The sequence below is a fragment of the Streptosporangium carneum genome (assembly GCF_027922005.1).
GTDB classification, from domain to species: domain Bacteria; phylum Actinomycetota; class Actinomycetes; order Streptosporangiales; family Streptosporangiaceae; genus Streptosporangium; species Streptosporangium carneum.
Window position 1 is genome coordinate 1 of record NZ_BSEV01000029.1, and the last position, 19,954, is coordinate 19,954.

Here is a 19,954-nt window from a genome sequence, read left to right on the forward strand (position 1 = left end):
TGCCCGCCATGCCCCTCACCCACAACGGCAAAATCAACCGCAACACCCTGCCCCCACCCCACACCTGCACCCCCCTGCCCCACCACCACACCAACACAGACACAACCAACGGCGCGGACACAGACGCACAGAAGACCGGGGACGCGGCCGCCCACACCGGCACCGGCACCGGCACCGACCAGGCCGTCTCCCCCCTCCACCACACCCTCACCCACATATGGGAACGGGTGCTCGGTCTGCCCGTGACGGCCGACAGTGACGTGTTCGAGCTGGGGGCGCACTCGTTCGCGATCGCCAAGGTGAAGGCGCGCATCGCCGTCGCGCTCCGGATAGACCTGCCGCCGCGCGTGTTCTTCACCTCCCGCACCGTCGTGGAACAGGCCGAGGTGCTCCTGGAGAAGGCGTCCTCACCCCAGGCCCTGCTGCGCCGCGCCGCGGCGGTCGCCGCGCTGCCGCGGCTCGACGACCAGGAGTGGGTGGCGGCCGTGACCGGCCTGACGGTTGAGGAGAGCTGACATGACGACCGTCGAACACGGTTGGCGGCCGCTCAGACCGGGGAACCTGGAAACCGCCCCGTTGTCGTACGGCCAGCGCGCCCTGTGGTTCCTCGAACGGCTGACCCCGGGCACCGCGGTCCACAACATCCCCTGGGTGCTCAGGCTCGAAGGGCAGGTGGACGCCGGGCTGCTCGAGGAGTGCCTTGACGCGATCGTGGCGCGGCACGCCGTCCTGCGCACCGTGTTCGCGGCCTCGGTCGCGGAGCCGTACCAGGTGGTCCGCCCCGCCGCGGCGATCGGTCTCGCGGTGGTCGACTGCGGCGAGGAGGCGGCGGAGGAGCTGATCCGCGCCGAGACGCGCCGCCCGTTCGACCTGGAGCACGACCTGCCGGTGCGGGCGCGGCTGCTGCGATGGGCGCCGGACGCGGGCGCGCTGGTCGTCGTCTTCCACCACATCGCCTGTGACGGACTGTCGCTGCCGGTCTTCGAACGCGAGCTCGCCGAGCTGTACGCGGCGCGGACCCAGGGGCGCGCGCCCCGGCTGCCCGCGCCCGCCGTGCAGTACGCGGACTTCGCGGCGTGGCTGCGGGAGCAGGACCCGCGGGAGGACCTCGACTACTGGCAGCGGCGGCTCGCCGGCGCGCCCGAGCGGCTGGCGCTGCACACCGACAGGCCCCGCCCGCCGGTGCGGTCGACGGCGGGGGCGACGCACGTGTTCGGCGTCCCGCCCGAGGTGGGCGAGCGGGTGCGCGCGCTGGCCATGGCCGAGGAGGTCACCCCGTTCGTCGTGCTGCTCGCCGCGTTCACGGTGCTGCTGCACCGCTACACCGGCCAGGACGACATCGTGATCGGTTCCCCCGTCGCGGGCAGGGACAGGATCGAGCTCGAAGAGCTGATCGGATACTTCGTCACCATGCTGCCGCTGCGCGCACGGGTCGACGGCGCCGGGAGCTTCCGCGAACTGCTGGCCGCGGTCGGCCGCGACGTCATGGAGGACCTCGACCACCACAGGGCGCCGCTCGACATGGTCGTCGACCGGCCGCTGATGCACGTCGCCTTCGGCGCGCACACCAGGTACGACGTCAAACCGCTGCGGCTGGGCGACGCGACCGGGGTCCCGGGCGTCCTCACGACGGACACGGCGAAGTTCGACCTGCTGCTGTCGGTCTTCGACGAGGGACACCGGCTGGTGGGAGAGGTCGAGTACAACACCGACCTGTTCGACGCCGCGACGGTCGAGCGGATGGCCGGGCACTGGCTGGCCCTGCTGGAGGCCGCGACCGAGGCGCCGGAGACGCCCGTCGCCGAGCTGCCCATGCTGACCCGGGCGGACCTCGACGTCCTCGGCGTGGCCACCGCCATGAGCCACGGGGTGGACGCCTGCCTGCACGAACAGTTCGAGGTCGTGGCGCGGGCGCACCGCGACCTGACCGCCGTCGAGGTGACCTACGGCGAGCTGAACGCGAGGGCCAACCGCCTCGCCCGCCACCTGCGGGACCTCGGGGTGCGTCCAGGAGACCGGGTAGGGCTGCTGCTCGAACGCACGCCCCGCCAGGTGGAGGCCGTTCTGGCGGTCCTGAAGGCGGGCGCGGCCTACGTGCCGATCGCCGTGGAGACCCCGCGTGACCGTGTCGCGTTCATCGTCGCCGACGCCGGCGTCCAGGTGCTGGTGGCCGACCGGGTCGGGGAGGGGGTCACGGTCGGCCTGCTGGAGGACGAGGCCGCGATCGCCGCGCGGCCCTCCGACGACCTCGGGCTGCCCGTCTCCCCTCGCTCGACCGCGTACGTCATCTACACCTCCGGTTCGACGGGGCGGCCCAAGGGCGTCGCGGTCACGCACGCGAACGTCCTGGAGCTGTTCGCCGCGACCGAGGGACGCTTCGAACCGGGGCCCGACGACGTGTGGACGCTGTTCCACTCCTACACCTTCGACTTCTCGGTGTGGGAGATGTGGGGCGCGCTGCTGTACGGCGGGCGGCTCGTGGTCGTGCCCAAGGAGGTCAGCAGGTCGCCCGAGGCGTTCGCCCTCCTTCTCGAACGGGAGCGGGTCACCTGCCTCAACCAGACGCCCTCGGCCTTCGGCCAGCTCGTCGGCCTCCTCGAGGAGGAGCCCCGCGCCCTCGAACACCTCCGGCTGATCGTCTTCGGGGGCGAGGCGCTGCAGCCGCACCACGTGCGGCGGTGGTTCGCCGCCGGCGCGGCGCCGAAGGCGCGGCTGTGCAACATGTACGGCATCACCGAGACGACGGTCCACGTCACCGCCCACGACATCACCCCCGAGACCCCCTTCGACCGCAGCGTGATCGGGCGTCCCCTGCCGCACCTGTCGGCCGAGGTGCTCGACCGGCACGGCCGCGCCGTGCCCGTCGGGGTTCCCGGCGAACTGTTCGTCGGCGGGTTCGGCGTGACCGGCGAGTACGTCGGCCGTCCCGCGCTCACCGCCCAGCGTTTCCTGCCCGACCCCGCCCTCCCGGGCGCGCGGCGCTACCGCAGCGGCGACCTGGTGCGCTGGCTGCCGGACGGCGATCTGGAGTACCTCGGCAGGATCGACGACCAGGTCAAGATCCGGGGTTTCCGCATCGAGCCCGGGGAGATCCAGCAGGCCCTGGCGGACCACCCCACGGTGCGGTCCTGCGTCGTCGTGGTCGACGACGGGCGGCTGATCGCCTACGTCGTCCCGGGACCGGAGCGGCCGTCGGCGGCCGAGCTCCGCGCCCACCTCGCGGGCGGGCTGCCGGAGTACATGGTGCCGTCGGCGGTCGTCTTCCTCGACCGGATACCGCTGACCTCCAACGGGAAGGTCGACCACCGGGCGCTGCCGGAGGCCGGGCGTCCCGAGACGGCCTACGACCCTCCTGAGGGGCCGGTCGAGCAGGCGCTCGCGGACGCCCTGGCCGAGGTGCTGAAGCTGGAGCGGGTGGGCAGGAACGACAACTTCTTCGATCTCGGCGGCGACTCGGTGCGCAGCATCCAGGTCGCGGGGCGGCTGCGGCGGGCGGGCTACGCGCTGCCGCTCGACGTGCTGTTCGCCCATCCCACGGTGTCCGCCGCGGCGATCCAGGTGACGCGGGCCGAGGAGGGGGCGCGGCTGGAGCCGTTCGCGCTGCTCGGCGCGGCCGACAGGGAACGGGCCCTGGCCCTCGGCGACGTCGTCGACGCCTACCCGATGACCTCCATGCAGCTCGCGATGGTCTACCACATGGAGCTGGAGCCGGAGCGGAGGCCGTACCACAACGTCAACAGCTACCGGGTCTCCGCGCCGCTGGACGAACAGGCGCTCGCGCGGGTGGTCGCCGAGGCCGTCGAGCGTCACCCGGTGCTGCGGACCTCCTTCGACCTGGTCTCCTACGGCGAGCCCATGCAGCTCGTCCACCGCTCCGCACCGTCGCCGCTGACGGTCGAGGACCTGAGCGGGACCGACCAGCAGGCGGCCGTCACCGCGCTCGTCGAACGCGAGTGGTCGACCCCGTTCGCCCTCGGCCGGGCTCCGCTGTTCCGGGTGACGGCCCAGCGGCTGTCCTCCGACGCCTTCCAGCTCACGCTCACCGAGCACCACGCGATCCTCGACGGCTGGAGCTTCACCTCCCTCGTCGCCGAGATCCTCAACCGCCACGCCCTGCTGCGGGAGCACCCGCAGACGCCGCAGGCGCCGCCTCCGCAGTCGCGGTTCAGCCGGTTCGTCGCGCTCGAACGCACCGCCGCGGCCTCCGCCGAGTCGCTCGCCTTCTGGAAGGAACGGCTCTCCTCCGTGGACGGGACCCTGTTCCCCTCCTCCGGCGCGGCGGCGACGGTGACCCAGAGCGTCGACCGCGAGGTGACGGACGAGCTGTCGCGGTCGATGGCGCGGCTCGCCCAGACGGCGGGCGCGGGCATGAAGAGCGTGGCGCTGACCGCCCACCTGGTGGCGCTGGGACGGGTGACCGGCCGGCGGGAGGTCGTCACCGGCCTCGGCGTCAACGGCAGGCTCGAGGAGGAGGCGGGCGCCGAGGCGCTGGGCCTGTTCCTCAACACGGTTCCCTTCACCGTCCGTCTCGACGGCGGGACCTGGCTCGACCTGGTACGGCACGTGCACCGGCGGGAGACAGCGATCATGCCGCACAGGCGGGTGCCGTTCGCGGTGTTCGCCCGCTACATGAGCAACTGGAACCTGGACGTCAACTTCGGCTTCAACCGGTTCCACACGCTCGCCGGGGTCCGCATCGACGACGAGCGCATCGGCTGCGCGCCGACGATGCGTTACGAACCGAACCACTTCACGCTCAGCGTCGGGTTCGTGCAGGACCCGGCGTCCGACCGGGCGCTGCTGATCGCCGAATACCCGGCCTCCAAGCTGCCGCACACGGTCGCCGCGGGCTACGCCGACGCGTACCTCGAGGCCCTGCACGCCATGACCGGCCAGCCGTACTCCAACTATCACGAGGAGCTTCGATGAACTACATCGTCGTGGTGAACGACGAGGAACAGTATTCGATCTGGCCCTCGGAGCGAGAGCTCCCCGAAGGCTGGAGCGACGCCGGCCACCGGGGTTCCGAGGACGAGTGCCTGGCCCACATCGACCAGGTGTGGACCGACATGCGCCCGCGCAGCCTGCGTGAACGGATCTGAGCCCGTGCAACTGATCGAGGAGGCCATCGCACGCCAGGCGAGCCTCCGGCCCGACCGCCTGGCGATCACCCACCTCGGCTTCGAGAGCGGGGGCGAACCGCGGCGTTCCGAGGTGACCTTCGGCGAGCTCCACCGCCTGGCCACCGCGTTCGCGGTCCACCTGAGCGCGACCGTGAAACCCGGTCAGCGCGTCATGTTGCTCCACAACACGGGCGTGGACTTCATCGTCGAGTTCTTCGGCTGTCTGCTGGCCGGCGCCGTGCCCATCCCCGCCCCCGAACCCGAGATCCCGTACCACCGGGCGGCGGAGCGCCTCACCAGGATCGTGGAGGACGCCGACGTCACCGCGGCGACCATCGCGCGCCAGGTCTCGGCGGCGGACGTGGTGGCGTTGAGCCCGCGTCTGCGCAGTGTCACGTGGCTGGAGCATGTGACGCCCGGGCAGGAGGATCTCGACAGGTTCGACCGGTTCAGCCGGCTCGCCCAGGGGGCCGTCCTCAGCGCGGGCGCGGCGCGGCGGGACGACGTCGCCTACCTGCAGTACACCTCGGGTTCGACCGGGTCGCCGCGCGGCATCGAGATCACGCACGGCAACGTGCTGGACGAGGTCGACTACTTCGGCGCGGCGCTCGGGCTCGACGAGGACTCGGTGCTGGTCAACTGGGCGCCGCTCTTCCACGACCTCGGGCTGGTGCTGGGCGTCCTGGTCCCGCTGCTGCGCGGCAGTCACATCGTGACGATGTCGCCGCAGGCCTTCGTCCGCGATCCCGAGCGCTGGCTGCGGGCGATCTCCGACTTCGGCGGCACCCACTCCGCCGCCCCGAACTTCGCCTACGACCTGTGCCTCAGGAGGATTCCCGAGGCCAGGCGGGCCGGACTGCGCCTCGACACCTGGAGAGTGGCGATCAACGGCGCGGAACCGGTGCGCGCGGAGACCGTCGACCGGTTCGCCGAGGTCTTCGCGCCGTACGGCTTCCGTGCCGAGGCGATGCGTCCGTCGTACGGGCTGGCGGAGTGCACGCTGGCGGTGACCACTCCCCCGCTCAACGAGACGCCGGGCAGGTTCGTCGCCGACCGGGACGCGCTCAGTGAGGGAATCGCCAAAACGGCGACGGTCGGGCGGACGCTCGTGTCCTGCGGGCGTCCGATACCCGGGATAAACGTCACGATCGTCACGCAGGACACCCGGGAGGAGCTGCCGGAGGACACCGTCGGCGAGATCAGGGTGACCGGCTGGGGCGTCGCCAGGGGTTTCCACGGGGAACCGGTGAGGATGACCCAGCTGTACACGGGCGACCTCGGTTTCTTCCACGAGGGCGAGCTCTACATCACCGGCAGGCGCAAGGACCTGATCATCGTCCGCGGCCAGAACTTCCACCCGGTGGATCTCGAACACGTCGCGGAGAGGGCCGACCCCCAGATCCGCCCCGGCTGCCTGGCGGCCTTCCAGGACGGTGACTCCGTCGGCCTGGTGTGCGAGGTGCGGGGGCAACGGAGTGAGGAGTCGCTGGCGGAGACGGCCACCGCGATCCAGCGCGTGATCGCCGAGACGTTCCAGCTCAAGCTCGACGTGATCGCCCTGGTCCAGCCGGGGAGCGTGCCCAAGACCTCCAGCGGCAAGGTGCGCAGGAACGAGTGCGGCCGCAGGCTGGCCTCGGGCGAGCTGCGCGTGCGCTACCGGACCCAGCAGGTGAGCGCGCCCGCGCGGCCGCAGATCAGCGCCGCGGCGGCGAGGCCGATGCTCCGCTTCCTGCTCGGCAGGATCCTCGGCGTGCCGGCCCCCCAGCTTGAGGACGACGTCCCCTTCGCCGACTACGGCCTCGACTCGAAGGGCGCCCACGAACTCGCCGGTGAGCTGGAACGCCTGCTCGACGCGCCGGTGGCGTCGTCGATGATCTTCGATTATCCGACGATCTCGGATCTGGCGAAGGCACTGGAATCACGATGAAGGAGATCGCCGTCGTCGCGATGGCCTGCCGCTTCCCCGGTGGCGTCACCTCCCCCGAGGACCTGTGGAGGCTCCTCGTCGAAGAGGTCGACGCCATCGGGGAGGTGCCGGCCGGCCGGTGGCCCGTGGACCGGCTGTACTCGGCGGACCCCGCGGAGCCCGGGAAGATCAGCAGCCGGTGGGCGGGGTGCGTCGACGGGATCGAGGAGTTCGACGCCGCCTTCTTCGGCCTGTCCCCCGCGGAGGCCGAGCACATGGACCCCCAGCAGCGCATGCTGCTCGAGGTCGCCTACGAGGCCATGGAACGCGGCGGGCTGCCGCCCTCGCACGGCCTGGTCCGCGACTGCGGCGTCTTCGTCGGCATCAGCGGCAGCGACTACGGCCGCGCCGTCGGCGGCGACCTGTCGGCCATCGGCCCCTACTTCAGCACCGGGCACGCCCTGTCGATCGCCGCCAACCGCATCTCCTACACCTGGGACATGCGCGGCCCCAGCGTCGCGGTCGACACGGCGTGCTCCTCCGGGCTGGTGGCCGTCGACATGGCGGTGCAGAGCCTGCGGCGCGGCGCGTGCTCGATCGCGCTGGCGGGCGCGGTCAACGTCGTGCTGGGGCCGGAGAACTGGGTGTCGCTGTCGAAGTTCGGGATGATGGCGACGGACGGCCGCTGCCGGTCGTTCGGGGCGGACGGCGACGGCTTCGTCCGCTCGGACGGCTGCGCCCTGCTGTTGCTCAAACCGCTGGAGGCGGCCGAACGCGACGGCGACGAGATCCTGGCCGTCATCATGGGCTCCGCGGTCAACCAGGACGGGCGGAGCAACGGGCTCACCGCGCCCAACGGGCCGTCCCAGGAGGCCGTCATCCGCAACGCGCTGGCCGACGCGGGCCTGGACGCGGACGCGGTCTCCTACGTCGAGGCCCACGGGTCGGGCACGCCGCTCGGCGACCCGATCGAGATGGGCGCGCTGGTCCGCACGTACGGCAGGCGGAAGGCGGGGCTCTGCCACGTCGGCTCGGTGAAGTCCAACATCGGCCACGCCGAGTCCGCGGCCGGGATCGCGGGCCTGGCCAAGCTGATCCTGTGCCTGCGGCACGCCCACCTGCCCGCCTCGCTGCACGCCACGCCGCCGAACCCCCGGCTCCGGCTGGACGGCACGAAGGTCAGGGTGGTCACGCAGGCCCGGCCGTGGACCGCCGAGGGGCGGCTGACCGGCGCGGTGAGCTCGTTCGGCTTCGGCGGCACCAACGCGCACGTCATCGTCGCGGCCGCGCCACCAGGACGCCCCCGGCCGCCCGCCCCCGACCCTGCCTCCACCTCTGTCTCCGCCTTCGCTCGCTCCTCCCCTTCCCCCGTCTCCGTCCCCGCCGTCTCCTCCTCCCCTTCCCCACCCGCCTCCGGCCCCGCCGCGAAGCGGCTCGTCCTGCCGCTGTCCGCGCGGAGCACGGCGGCCCTGCGCGCTCTGGCCGGGCGGTACGCCGACTTCCTCCAGGCGCGTGAGGAGGTGTCCCTCTCCGACCTGTGCCACAGCACGGCGGTACGGCGGGCGCACCACCGGCACCGGGTCGCCCTGGTCGTGGAGGACAGACGACAGCTCCTGCGCGACCTCAGGGACCTTCCCGACCTCCCTGACGACGGCACGCCGTGGCGCGATCCGGTGCTGGTGTTCTCCGGGCAGGGCGCGCAGTACCCGGGCATGGCCCGCCACCTGATGGACGAGGCGCCCTTCGCCGACGTCGTCGCGCGCTGCGAACCCGTCTTCGGGCAGTCGCTGGGGGTGTCGGTGCGGGCGCTGCTGGGCGGCGACGAGCCGCTTCCCCCGCACACCGACGTGGCGCAGGCGATGCTGTTCACCTTCCAGGCCGGGGTGTGCGACCTGTGGCGTTCCCTCGGCGTGGTCCCCGCGGCCGTCGTCGGGCACAGCGCGGGCGAGACGGCCGCCGCGTACGCCGCCGGGCTGCTCGACCTGGAGTCGGCGGCGGACCTGACGGCCGCCCGCGGGACCTCGATGCGCCTCGTCCACGGGTGCGGACGCATGGTCGCCGTCAGCGGCTCCGCAGACGAGGCCGGGCCGTACCTGGAGGACGGCGTCGTCGTCGCCGCCCACAACGGCCCGGACACCTTCGTCGTCTCCGGGCGCGACCCGGCCCTCACGTCCGTGACGCATGCGCTCACCCGGGCCGGGTTCGCCTGTTCGCCGCTCCGCGGCGAGTACGCCTTCCACAGCCCGCACATGCGGCCCGCCGCCGAGGCGATGCGGGCGGTTCGGCTCGGACCCGCCGCCCTCGCGGGGTCGGCGCTGTTCTTCTCGACCGTCCTGGGGACGATCGCCACCGGCGACCGGCTCGACACGGACTACTGGGCGGAGGGCATCACCGGCCCCGTCCGCTTCCAGCAGGCGGTCGAGGCGCTCCTGGACACCGGCTTCGGCTCCTTCCTGGAGATCGGCCCGAAGCCGATCCACGCCTCGGGGATCGTCAAGACCGCGCGACGGCGCGGCGGCGGGGTCCGCGTCGTACAGGCACACCGTGCGGACGGCGTCGTGCCCACGCTCGTGGATCTCTACCGCGCCGGAGCCGAGCTGGACTGGAACGCCGTCCACCCCGAGGGCGCGTTCATCCCCGAGCTACCCACCTATCCCTGGCAGCGGACCCGACACTGGGCGATCACAAAGGAAAGCGGCATGAGGGACGACGTCGTCACAACGATCAAGACGCTGCTCGCCGATCACCTCAAGCTGAGCACCGCCGAGATCTCCGACCACGCGAAGTTCATCGACCTGGGCGCCGACAGCCTCGTCCTGCTGAAGCTGGTGTCCCAGCTGAACGAGCGTCACGGGACCTCCCTGCAGCCGACGATGCTCTTCGACGACCACCCGACCGTGCGGGCGCTCGCCGCCGCCATCGAGGCGACCGGGACCCCGGCCGCGCCCGCGGTCGCGGTGGCCGTGGCGACGACGGCGACGGCCGCCGCCGCGGCGACGTCCTCCGAGCCGGAGGCCGCGGCGACCGCCTGGGCCTCGGCGGCCGGTCAGGCGGCGGCGGCCCCCGCGGCGGCGGCGAGACCTGCGGCGGTGGCGTCGGCAGGGGGCCCGGAAACGGCGTGGCAGCCCTCAGCCGGGCCTGCGGCGGACGCGTCCGTGGCCCGTATCCTGGCCGAGCAACTGGCCGTCATGCGGGAGCAGCTGCGCGTCCTCGCCCCGGGCGGCCTGACCGGCGCTCCCAACCCGGACACGGTCGTCGCGACCGGCCTCCCCGTTCCGGGCGTCGGCGGCCCCGCCCCGGGGGCCGTCGGCCCGGGCGGCGTCCCCAGCCCGAGCGCGGGCGGCGCGGCAGGGCTCCCCGCCCGGGCGGACGGCCAGAGCGCCCTGAACCCCGGTTCCAGCGGAAACGGCGTCGCCGCGCCGACCGGCCAGACCGGCGGAACCGCCCGTGCCGCCCATGGCGCCGTCGATGGAGACAGTGCGGGCGGCACGTCCGCGCTCCGAGGAGAACCCGCCTCCGCGCCCGTCCACCGGCAGCGCGCGGGCAGGCTCACCGAGAGCCAGCAGCGCTACGTGAACGAGCTCGTGACGCGGATGGACGCGCGCGGCGACTCCGCGAAGAAGCTGGCGGGCACGTTCAGGCCGCGCCTCGCGGAGAGTCGCCCGTGGGCGAACTTCCGGCCCGAGCTGAAGGAACTGCTCGTCCCCATCGTGGCCGAGCGGGCGGAGGGCGCGCGGATCTGGGACGACGCGGGCAACGCGTACACGGACTACTGCATGGGCTTCGGCGTCCAGCTGTTCGGCCACAACCCCGCCTTCGTGACCGAGGCGGTGCGCCGCCAGCTCGACCGGACCTACTCGCTGGGATACCAGCTCAGGCAGAGCTACGAGCTGGCCGACCAGTTCTGCCGCGTCACCGGCCACGACCGGGTCACCTTCTGCAACACCGGTTCCGAGGCCGTGATGGGCGCGGTCCGGCTGGCGAGGCTGGCCACCGGGCGACGCAGGATCGCCTACTTCGAGAAGTCCTACCACGGGCTGGTCGACTCGGTCCTGGCCCGTGGAGGCCTGGAACCGGGGCAGTCCCTGCCCATCGCGCCGGGCCTGTCCCCAGGCGCGGTGAACGAGGCGATCGTCCTGCCCTACGGCGAGGAATCCTCACTGGACTACCTGAGGTCGGTGGCGGACGACCTCGCCGCGGTCATCGTCGAGCCCGTGCAGAACCGCAACCCGTCCGTGCAGCCCGCGGCGTTCCTGGCCGAGCTGCGGCGGCTCACCGCCGAACGCGGCGTCGTGCTGATCGCCGACGAGATGATCACCGGTTTCCGCGTCGGCCTGCGCGGCGCGATGGGGCACTTCGGCGTCACGCCGGACATCGCCACCTACGGGAAGATCATCGGTGGTGGCCTGCCGATCGCGGCCATCGCGGGCCGTTCCGACCTGATGGACGGCATGGACGGCGGCACGTGGGGCTACGGCGACGACAGCGCGCCGACCGCGACGACCACCCTCTTCGGGGGGACGTTCCAGAAGCACCCGCTCTCCGTCAGCGCCGCGCGGGCGGTGCTGGACCACCTCGAAGCGCGGGGACCGGCCCTCTACGAGGAGCTGAACGGCCGGGCCAAGCGGGTCACCGACGCGCTGGCGGAGATCATCCGCGCCGAGGAGCTGCCGTACACGATCGCGTCCTTCGGCTCGCTGTGGCGCGTCGAGTACCGCGGCGCGTCCAACTTCTACCAGCCCCTGCAGCTGGAGATGCTCTACCAGAGCCTGCTGTCGGACGGGATCTACGTGTGGGAGGGGCGGACGTTCTTCCTGTCGACCGCCCACGACGACCACGACGTGGAGCAGCTCGTGTCGGCGGTCGAACGGGGCGTCGGCAGGCTCAGAGCGGCCGAGTTCCTGCCGAGGCGGGAGCCGCTGAAGTGGCCCGCGACCCCGCAGCAGCGGCAGCTGTGGCGGCTCCAGCGCGACCACGGTCCCGAGTGGACCGCCTACCACGAGAGCGTCCTGCTGCACCTGCGCGGACCGCTCGACAGGACGGCCCTCACCACCGCCGTCAGGTCGGTCTGGCGTCGCCATCCCGCGCTGCGGGCCACGCTGGCCGAGGAGGGAACTCTGCTCCGGTGCGACCAGGACACCACTCTGGACGTCCCCGTCATCGAGGAGAGCGACCTCAGGGCGTGGACGGACGCCCCGTTCCCGCTTGACCAGGGCCCCCTGTTCCGCGCCGCCCTGCTCGAGCGCGGGCCCGACCTGCACACGCTGGTCCTGTGCGCGCACCACATCGTCATGGACGGCGTGTCCGCCGCGCTCATACTGGCGGATCTCACCGACGCGTACGCCCAGGCCGTGCGCGGCGAGCCGGTCTCCTCCGCGGCCCTCCCCGTGCCGGGCCGCCTGCGCGGCCTCACCCACGACGGTACGGCTCCGCGCCGGGAACCGGCCGCCGCCGCGGACTTCGAACCGGCCTCGCGCCACACCGTCCATCTGCCGTCCGGCCTCTGGAGCGCGGTGGCCGAACGCGCCAGGCGTCTGGGGTGCACCCCCTTCATGCTCGCGTTCAGCGCGTTCGGCCACGCGCTGCACCAGGTGACGGGGCGCGCCGAGCTGGCCGTCGGGGTCCACGTCGACCGCAGGGCGACCTCGGAGGAACACGCCTTCGCCGGTCACTTCCTCGAGGTCGCCACCGTCACCAGTTCCTCCAGCGACTCCTTCGACCACTACCGCGACCGGATCCAGAGCCGGCTGGTCAGGCTGCTGGGCTCGTCCGAGCAGTCCGACACCGCGGTCGAGGTGGTCTTCGACCTGAACCCGGCGCTGACGGACCTCTCCTGGCCCGGGCTCGAGGTCGAGATCGCCGCCCCGCAGGCCGGGCACGCGAAGTACGGGCTGTTCTTCGACGTCATACCGATCGCCGAGGAGGGCCTGGTCGAGGTGACCTACCGAGCCCCGTTCGACCACGACCTGGTCGAGCGGCTCTCCGCCCGCTGGATGTCCCTGCTCACCGACAAGCTCACGGACAGCCTCACCGGCGGGCTCGCCGACGGGCAGGACGCCCGTCCGTGACCGGTCCGGGGGACGGCCATCCCGTCCCCCGGACCGGACTCGGGGACAGCCCCCGGAGCCGGTCCGACCCCGTCGGCTGATCGCCCGGTCACGGATCTGGGCGCCCTCCGGTCACGGGGCGGTCGGGACGCGGCGGGCGCGGGAGCGGCGGAAGCCGATCAGCAGGGCCAGCGCGGCGACGAACGCGATCAGGGCGGCCAGCGACAGGCTGGCCCCCAGCGGGGAGGACAGGGCGGCCGGCAGGCCCCAGGTTCCGGGGCGGGTGGGGAAGGTGAGCGTGCCGGTCGCCGTACGCTCGATCCGGCCGCTGTGCAGGGTGAGGTGGAACTTCCACGGACCGTCGGGCAGGTCGTCGCCCAGCAGGACGGCGACGTCGGTGTGGTCGCCGGGGGCGAGGGTGGTGGCGTGCTCGGTGGAGAAGGGGCCTGCGCTCATCGAGCTCGGCCCTTCCGACAGCGACACCTGTCCTTCCAGGTCAAGGGCGCGCTGGCCGGTGTTGGCGACGGCTGCGATGATCTTGGGCTGCCCGTCCTCGGTGCGTTGCGGGATGATCTGGCCGATCTCGAAGTCGGAGGGCGGTTCCCCGCCCGGCCCGATGTCGAGGTAGGCGCGGATCCCGACCCGGTGGACGAGGGCGATGTTTCCCTGCGGGCCTGGTGCGGGAGAGGACAGCTCAGCCCAGATGACCGCGTAGCGCTCCGCCTTGGTCGCCCAGGCCGGTACCGCGACGGTGGCCTTGACGGGGACTCTGCTGCGGCCCGGCAGGTCCAGCGCGGAGCGGTCGAGGGTGATCCATGAGCTCAGCTCGTTGGCGGTGCGGCCGGGGTCGAAGACGAAGCCACCGTCTTTGACGGAGGCCCCGGCCGCGTACAGCTCCACGTGCTGAGGTCTGGACGAGGCGTTGTGGATCTCCAACCGCCGGGTGAAGGTGGTGCCGGGGTTGACGTGGTCGACGATGAAGGCGTGCGAACGGGGGTCGTTCATCCGGTTGGCGGGGATCTCCAGCAGCCTGATGCCCAGGATGCTCCTGCCCGCCGGCCGGGCCGGCTCCCCGCCCGGCCCACCGGCCGTGGCCGCTCCTGCGGCCACGGCGGCAGGAGCGGCGACGAAGGCGAGCAGCAGCGCTGTCAGCAGTGCCGCGCGGACGGCGCGGCACGGCGGATGCGGCGGACGATCAGGCAACGGAGTGGTTGATCGTACCGGTGTAGGTGCCCACCACCGCCTGAGCGGGGATGTTGATCACGATGTTCGGGGTCCAGGTGGCGGAGTTGTTACCGGACCCGGTCGTCTTGGCGTAGGCGGTGCGCGAGACGTCCAGTGACTGCGCGGCCGCCCGGTCGGCCTGACCGATCACGAAGGTGCCGGTGCCGGTGGTGGTGGCGGTCCCGGACCAGTACAGGGCGTCGGCGGTGGAGATGGTCTCGGCGGCGGTGCCGCCGCCGGTGGTGAACCCGCCCGACGCGGCGATCACCGACGCCGTCCAGGTGGCGGCCAGCGCGGCGCGCTGGTCGGTCACCGTGATCGCCCCGAGCGGCCCGCTGATCTGGTTGCCGGGCACGCCGCCTCCGATGTTGGCCGGCACGTCGGGCACGGCGATCGTCAGCCCGTTCTGCGCGGTCACGGTGAAGGACACCGTGGTGGAACAGGTGGTCGAGGCGGGGCAGGTGTCGGCGTGGGCGGGCAGGACCACCGCTCCCAGGGCCACCACCAGGCTGGCGGCGCCTGCCAACGCGACGCCCAGACGGTTGTTCGGCACGATCGATCTCCTTCGCTGAGCGGCCGTCGTCCGGGCCGTTCTGATCGCATTCTGCTTCGTGATCCCCCCGAACCAGCCGCCCTAGGGGGCCCGTGCCAGCTTTTGGCGATCACATGGCGACTTTTGACGATCAACAGGTGCGGACCTCCCAGGCCGATGGCCGTGACCGCCGGTCATATCGCTTGTAGGGGCTTTGGGACACGACACCCCGGAAGTGTGCGCGTTTGTCCGGCGTCGGTTGCTTGCGCCGCCGTCTTTGTCGTGGATTGGCCGCCCGCCATCACGGCTGCGAAACGCGGCGTCGCGGGTGTCATCTAGGCTGCCACCGGTTCCGCCGCGCACCACCGGCCCGGACGCCTCACCGGCGTCATCGATCAGACACGTGCGAGGAGTCACGATGCGTAAGACCCGTGCGGGCGCCTTCGCCGTATCGGCCCCTTTGCCGTTGGCGACGTCGATCATCATGCTGCTCCCCCTCGGCGCCCCCGCCGTCCCTGCCGCGGCGTCGGCCCGCGGGGCCACAGTGGACAGGACGGTGAACTCGACGGTGGCGCTACGCGCCGACCAGCTGACCATCACCGTGCCCACCTCAGCGAACTTCGGCAGCCACAAGGTCGGCGACGTCTTCAGCGCCTCCCTGGGCACGGTCATCGTGGCCGACAGCCGGAACGGATCTCCCGTGTGGACGGCGACGGTGTCGGCCACCAACTTCACCACCGGAACCGGAACCCCGGCCCAGACCATCGCCAAGAGCAGCGTCTCCTACTGGTCCGGCCCGACCACCGCCTCCTCCGGCGGCGGCAGCCGCACCCCAGGTCAGCCCACCGCGGCCCAGAAGGCCGCCCTGACCGCGACGGTGACCGCGTTCAGCGGGCGCAAGCTGAACGGCATCGCCAACTCCACCAGCTGGCAGCCGACGCTCGTCGTCACCGTCCCGTCCTCCGCGGCCACGGGCGTCTACACCGGCGTCATCACCCACTCGGTCGCCTGAGCGGCCCCTTTCTCCCCCTGAGCCCGACGAAAGGCCGACGTCTTCTGCCTCCGACGGGAGGCCGGCGTCCCCGGCCCACCGCAGGAGGCCGACAGCCCTCCACCCGCCCGCGGCGGTTTCGCCGATGAGTTGGCGCTTCCATGACCAGCCACGAACGTAAATCCCCGAAACCGCCCAGTCGCCGCAGGAGATAGTGAGCCCGGGCGGGACCGGACAGTCCCGACCGGCGCCGCCCGAAGCGGCCTCTTCGACATGCGCACCGACACGCGCGGCCACCTCCGACCGGCCCGTTCGAGGCCGCAGCGGTGGACCGCTCGCACGCGCCCACCGGCCCGCCCTGCCTTCTTCCGCACCGTCAGTCCTGGAAAGGGATGTCATGCGTCATCGTTCTGGACGCCGGGGACACCGGCTCGCGGCCATCGCCATGGCCCTGGTGGTAAGCGCTCCCACAGCCGCCTTCGCCGCCGCACCGCCCCAGCGCCCGTCTCCTCCCCGCCCGTGGGTCTCCCTGTGCCTGAAGCTCAAGCTGATGCCGCAACACCGGCGCGTCCGCTGTCACTTCCCTCCCGCGCCCCGGCTGGCCGCGCAGACCCGGTCGGCCGCGCAGACCCGGCTGAGCACACCGATCCGGCCGACCGCGCAGGCCCCGCGCACGGCGAAGGCCCGTCTGGTGCCGGCGATCAGTGAGCTGGCGATCCCGACCAGCCCGGCGACCCCCATCGGAATCACCGGCGGGCCGGACGGCGCGCTGTGGTTCACCGAGAACTACGCCAACAAGATCGGGCGGATCGCCACCACCGGCCTGTTCACCGAGTACTCCCTGCCCACCGTCGACGCCCAGCCCGGACACATCACCGTCGGCCCCGACGGCGCGCTGTGGTTCACCGAGGCGGTCGGCAACAAGATCGGACGCATCACCACCTCCGGCACCATCACCGAATACTCGCTGCCCACCGCCGCCGCCTACCCCTGGGGCATCACCGTCGGTCCGGACGACGCGCTGTGGTTCGTCGAGTCGGACGCCAACCAGGTCGGACGCATCACCACCTCCGGCAGCATCACCGAGTACCCGCTGCCCACCAGCGGCGCCTACCCGCTGCGCATCACCGCCGGCTCGGACGGCAACCTGTGGTTCACCGAGGCGCTGGCAGGCGGCCTCGGCCGTATCACCACCTCCGGCACCATCACCGAGTTCGCCGCGCCCTCCACCGGCGCGATGCCCATCGGCATCACCGCGGGCCCGGACGGCAACCTGTGGTACACCGACGCCAACGGAAAGGTCGGCTCCGCCACCACCTCGGGTTCCTTCACCGAGTACCCGCTGACCGACCCCAACAGCTTCCCGTGGGGCATCACCGTCGGCCCGGACGACAACCTCTGGTTCGTCGAGCAGATCGCCAACAACGTCGCCAGCGTCACCACCTCCGGGACGATCGGCGAGTACCCGCTGCCGACCCCCGTCGCCGGGCCGTTCGACATCACGCTCGGCCCCGACGACAACCTCTGGCTGACCGAGGACTACGTCGACCAGATCGCCCTGGTCGCCCCCTGACCACCGAGCGCGAAAACACCCGGGGTCGTCGTGGCGCCCGCCCCGCCCTGAGCCGGGGCGGCGGGCGTCACGACGACGGACTCCCACCCGTCGAGGTCATCAGGGGTGGGACGCCGGTGGAGACGCGACTTTGGTAGGCGTCGTCCAGACGATGGACCGATGACCGCGGCACGGCCGTCGGAGAAGAATCGGCGGGGCTCCCGAGAAGAGCCGGGTCGACCGATCGGCCGGGCGGGGGCCGTTCGGGACGGACGACCAGGTGAGGAGCCCCCCATGACAGCTGCGCCGATCGGCAGACGGACCCTGCTCGCGGGGGCCGCGGCCCTGGCCGCCGCGACCCCCGTGTCCCTCGACGTCCCGCGCGCGTCCGCGCAGGGGGATCCGGGCCCCGCCGGGCGGACGAGCCCCCTCCGGCACAGGGGCGTCAACTACGACACCGAGCGCGAGGTCTGGCGGAGCGACTTCGTCCGGCGCGACATGCGGGCCGTCCGCCGTGACCTGCACTGCAACGCCGTCATCCTCCTCGGTTCCGACCTGGGACGACTCACCGAGGCCGCCTCGGCCGCGGCGGACGAGGGACTGTACGTGTGGTTCGAGGCCCGGCAGTTCGACCGTGACGCCGGGCAGACCCTGAGGTTCCTCACCTCCGTGGCGCGTGCGGCGGAACGGCTGCGCCGTAGGCATCCGCGCGTGGGGATCTCCGTCGGCTGTGAGCTCACCCTCTTCATGTCGGGCCTCGTGCCGGGCCGTGACTGGCGGGAACGAGCGGGCAATATCGGCGGGCCCGGATCGACCGACTACAACCAACGGCTCAACGCGTTCCTCGGCCAGGCGGTCGGCGCCGTGCGACCGATCTTCAAGGGATGGCTCACCTACTCCTCCGGGGTGTGGGAACAGGTCGCCTGGCGCGACTTCGACGCCGTCGGCGTGGACCTCTACCGCGACAGGACGAACGAGGCGACCTACGCCCAGAGCGTGCGCGCGCTGCGGCGGCACGGCAAGCCTGTGATCATCACCGAGTTCGGCTGCTGCACGTTCAGGGGCGCGGACAAAGCAGGCGGGGAGGGGTTCGACATCGTCGACTGGACGGCGGACCCGCCGGTCGTCAGGGCGGGCCACGTGCGGGACGAACGCGTCCAGGCCAGGTACGTCGACGAGCTTCTCGACGTGTACGAGGCGGAGGACGTGTACGGGGCGTTCGTCTACACCTTCGTCGACCGGGACGCGCCGTACTCGCCGGACCCGCGGCACGACCTCGACATGGCCGGTTTCACCCTGGTCAAGGTCAGGCCGTCGGACGTCGCCACCGGGCGCTGGGAGCCCAAACTCGTCTTCCACACCGTCGCGCGGCGCTTCGGATAGCCGCGCCGTCGCGGTCCGGCGGCGGTCGGCGCGGACGTGAGGTCGTCGCCAGTCGGACCTTCTTGCCATTTCGGCAAGTCTGTTTGTCAGGTGAGGGAGGGCGAGCGCATCATCTTCGGGAACGGAGGGATCTCACATGAGCCGACAGGCAGAACTGACAGAGCAGACAGCCGACGAGCGACACTACGACGTCGTGGTGGTCGGAGGCGGCGCCGCCGGGTTGAACGGGGCGCTGACCCTGGGGCGGGCACGGCGCTCGGTGCTGGTGATCGACTCGGGACGGCCGCGCAACGCCCCGGCCGAGGGCGTGCACACCTACCTGGGACGGGAGGGCACACCGCCCGCCGAGCTGCTGGCCGCGGGCCGTGCGGAGGTGCGCGGCTACGGCGGCGCGTTCCTCGAGGGCACCGTCGTCGCGGCCGAACGCCGCGACGACGGGGGTTTCCGCGTCGTCCTCGCCGACGGCGGCGCGGTCCGGGCCGACCGGTTGCTGGTGACCACCGGCCTGGTCGACGAGCTGCCCGAGGTGCCCGGCGTGGCCGAACTGTGGGGCAGGGACGTGCTGCACTGCCCGTACTGCCACGGCTGGGAGGTCCGCGACCGGGAGATCGGCGTGCTGGGGACCGGGCCGCTGGCGGTGCACCAGGCCCTGCTCTGGCGGCAGTGGAGCGAGAGGGTCACTCTCTTCCTGCACTCCGCGCCCGAGCCGGACGAGGAGGAGCACGAGCGGCTCGCCGCCCGCGGCGTCACCGTGGTGCGCGGGGAGGCGGCCGCCCTGGAGACGTCGGACGGCAGACTGTCCGGCGTTCGCCTGGCGGACGGCGGGGTGGTCCCCTGCGAGGCGCTGGCCGTCACGTCACGCCTCGTCGCCCGCGCGGGCTTCCTCGCCTCGCTGGGCCTGGAGCCGACCGACCAGGAGATGGGCGGACACGTGGTCGGCAGCCACATCGCCGCCGACGCGACAGGCGCGACCGCCGTCCCCGGAGTCTGGGTGGCCGGCAACGTCGCCAGCCTGACCGATCAGGTCATCGTCGCCGCCGCCGCGGGCATGCGCGCCGCGGCGGCCGTCAACGCCGACCTGATCGCCGAGGAGACCCGCAGGGCCGTCGCCGCCCGACGCGAGTCGTCCTCCGTCACGGGATGACCTTCTTGACCCATAAGCCTATTTTTCCTACCATAAAAATAGGTTTTGGGTC

General features: G+C 72.3%; 11 protein-coding genes. 9 read left to right on the forward strand and 2 right to left on the reverse strand.

The genetic code is table 11. The features are described 5' to 3' along the window. From PKF00_RS36945 to PKF00_RS36965, 5 genes are all read left to right on the forward strand, one after another. A partial coding sequence (locus PKF00_RS36945) for a phosphopantetheine-binding protein (protein ID WP_271222380.1) occupies positions 1 to 515 on the forward strand: 515 nt, incomplete at its 5' end. A 1-nt stretch (position 516) separates the two neighbouring features. After that, a complete protein-coding gene (locus tag PKF00_RS36950) occupies positions 517 to 4,929 on the forward strand; it encodes a non-ribosomal peptide synthetase (protein ID WP_271222381.1) in 4,413 nt (1,470 codons plus the stop codon). Beyond that, positions 4,926 to 5,102 (forward strand): MbtH family protein, encoded by a 177-nt coding sequence (locus PKF00_RS36955; RefSeq protein WP_271222382.1) that lies wholly within the window; start codon positions 4,926 to 4,928, stop codon positions 5,100 to 5,102. Before PKF00_RS36950 ends, PKF00_RS36955 begins: the two co-directional genes overlap by 4 nt. A gap of 4 nt (positions 5,103 to 5,106) precedes the next feature. Then, positions 5,107 to 7,050 carry an AMP-binding protein gene (locus tag PKF00_RS36960; protein WP_271222383.1) on the forward strand — a complete coding sequence of 648 codons (1,944 nt, stop codon included), beginning with the start codon at positions 5,107 to 5,109 and terminating at the stop codon, positions 7,048 to 7,050. After that, complete coding sequence (locus tag PKF00_RS36965) at positions 7,047 to 13,097, forward strand: type I polyketide synthase (RefSeq protein ID WP_271222384.1); 6,051 nt, start codon at positions 7,047 to 7,049, stop codon at positions 13,095 to 13,097. The genes PKF00_RS36960 and PKF00_RS36965 overlap by 4 nt, the downstream gene beginning before the upstream one ends. Positions 13,098 to 13,208: 111 nt before the next feature. Here the strand turns inward: PKF00_RS36965 and PKF00_RS36970 are convergent, their stop codons facing one another. Both PKF00_RS36970 and PKF00_RS36975 read right to left on the reverse strand, forming a co-directional pair. Next, positions 13,209 to 14,279, reverse strand: coding sequence for a hypothetical protein (locus PKF00_RS36970; protein WP_271222385.1), 1,071 nt, complete (start codon positions 14,277 to 14,279; stop codon positions 13,209 to 13,211). After that, entirely contained in the window at positions 14,272 to 14,853 is a 582-nt protein-coding gene (locus PKF00_RS36975) for a hypothetical protein (protein WP_271222386.1), read from the reverse strand. Before PKF00_RS36975 ends, PKF00_RS36970 begins: the two co-directional genes overlap by 8 nt. A gap of 397 nt (positions 14,854 to 15,250) precedes the next feature. On the opposite strand from PKF00_RS36975, the gene PKF00_RS36980 reads away from it, so the two are divergent. The 4 genes from PKF00_RS36980 (at position 15,251) to PKF00_RS36995 (ending at position 19,902) form a co-directional block, all read left to right on the forward strand. Then, entirely contained in the window at positions 15,251 to 15,844 is a 594-nt protein-coding gene (locus tag PKF00_RS36980; protein ID WP_271222387.1) for a hypothetical protein, read from the forward strand. A 376-nt stretch (positions 15,845 to 16,220) separates the two neighbouring features. Then, entirely contained in the window at positions 16,221 to 17,396 is a 1,176-nt protein-coding gene (locus PKF00_RS36985) for a Vgb family protein (protein ID WP_271222388.1), read from the forward strand. A gap of 273 nt (positions 17,397 to 17,669) precedes the next feature. Then, positions 17,670 to 18,758 (forward strand): glycoside hydrolase family 113 protein, encoded by a 1,089-nt coding sequence (locus PKF00_RS36990; protein ID WP_271222389.1) that lies wholly within the window; start codon positions 17,670 to 17,672, stop codon positions 18,756 to 18,758. A 136-nt stretch (positions 18,759 to 18,894) separates the two neighbouring features. Next, on the forward strand, positions 18,895 to 19,902 hold the full coding sequence (locus tag PKF00_RS36995; RefSeq protein WP_271222390.1) for an NAD(P)/FAD-dependent oxidoreductase: 1,008 nt from the start codon (positions 18,895 to 18,897) through the stop codon (positions 19,900 to 19,902). Positions 19,903 to 19,954: the final 52 nt, after the last annotated feature.

What these genes read in the sequence shown, in the direction of transcription:
- PKF00_RS36950 (WP_271222381.1), top strand. Translation starts at nt 517, where the DNA reads ATGACGACCGTCGAACACGGTTGGCGGCCGCTCAGACCGGGGAACCTG.
- PKF00_RS36955 (WP_271222382.1), top strand. Translation starts at nt 4,926, where the DNA reads ATGAACTACATCGTCGTGGTGAACGACGAGGAACAGTATTCGATCTGG.
- PKF00_RS36965 (WP_271222384.1), top strand. Translation starts at nt 7,047, where the DNA reads ATGAAGGAGATCGCCGTCGTCGCGATGGCCTGCCGCTTCCCCGGTGGC.
- PKF00_RS36980 (WP_271222387.1), top strand. Translation starts at nt 15,251, where the DNA reads ATGCGTAAGACCCGTGCGGGCGCCTTCGCCGTATCGGCCCCTTTGCCG.
- PKF00_RS36985 (WP_271222388.1), top strand. Translation starts at nt 16,221, where the DNA reads ATGCGTCATCGTTCTGGACGCCGGGGACACCGGCTCGCGGCCATCGCC.
- PKF00_RS36990 (WP_271222389.1), top strand. Translation starts at nt 17,670, where the DNA reads ATGACAGCTGCGCCGATCGGCAGACGGACCCTGCTCGCGGGGGCCGCG.
- PKF00_RS36995 (WP_271222390.1), top strand. Translation starts at nt 18,895, where the DNA reads ATGAGCCGACAGGCAGAACTGACAGAGCAGACAGCCGACGAGCGACAC.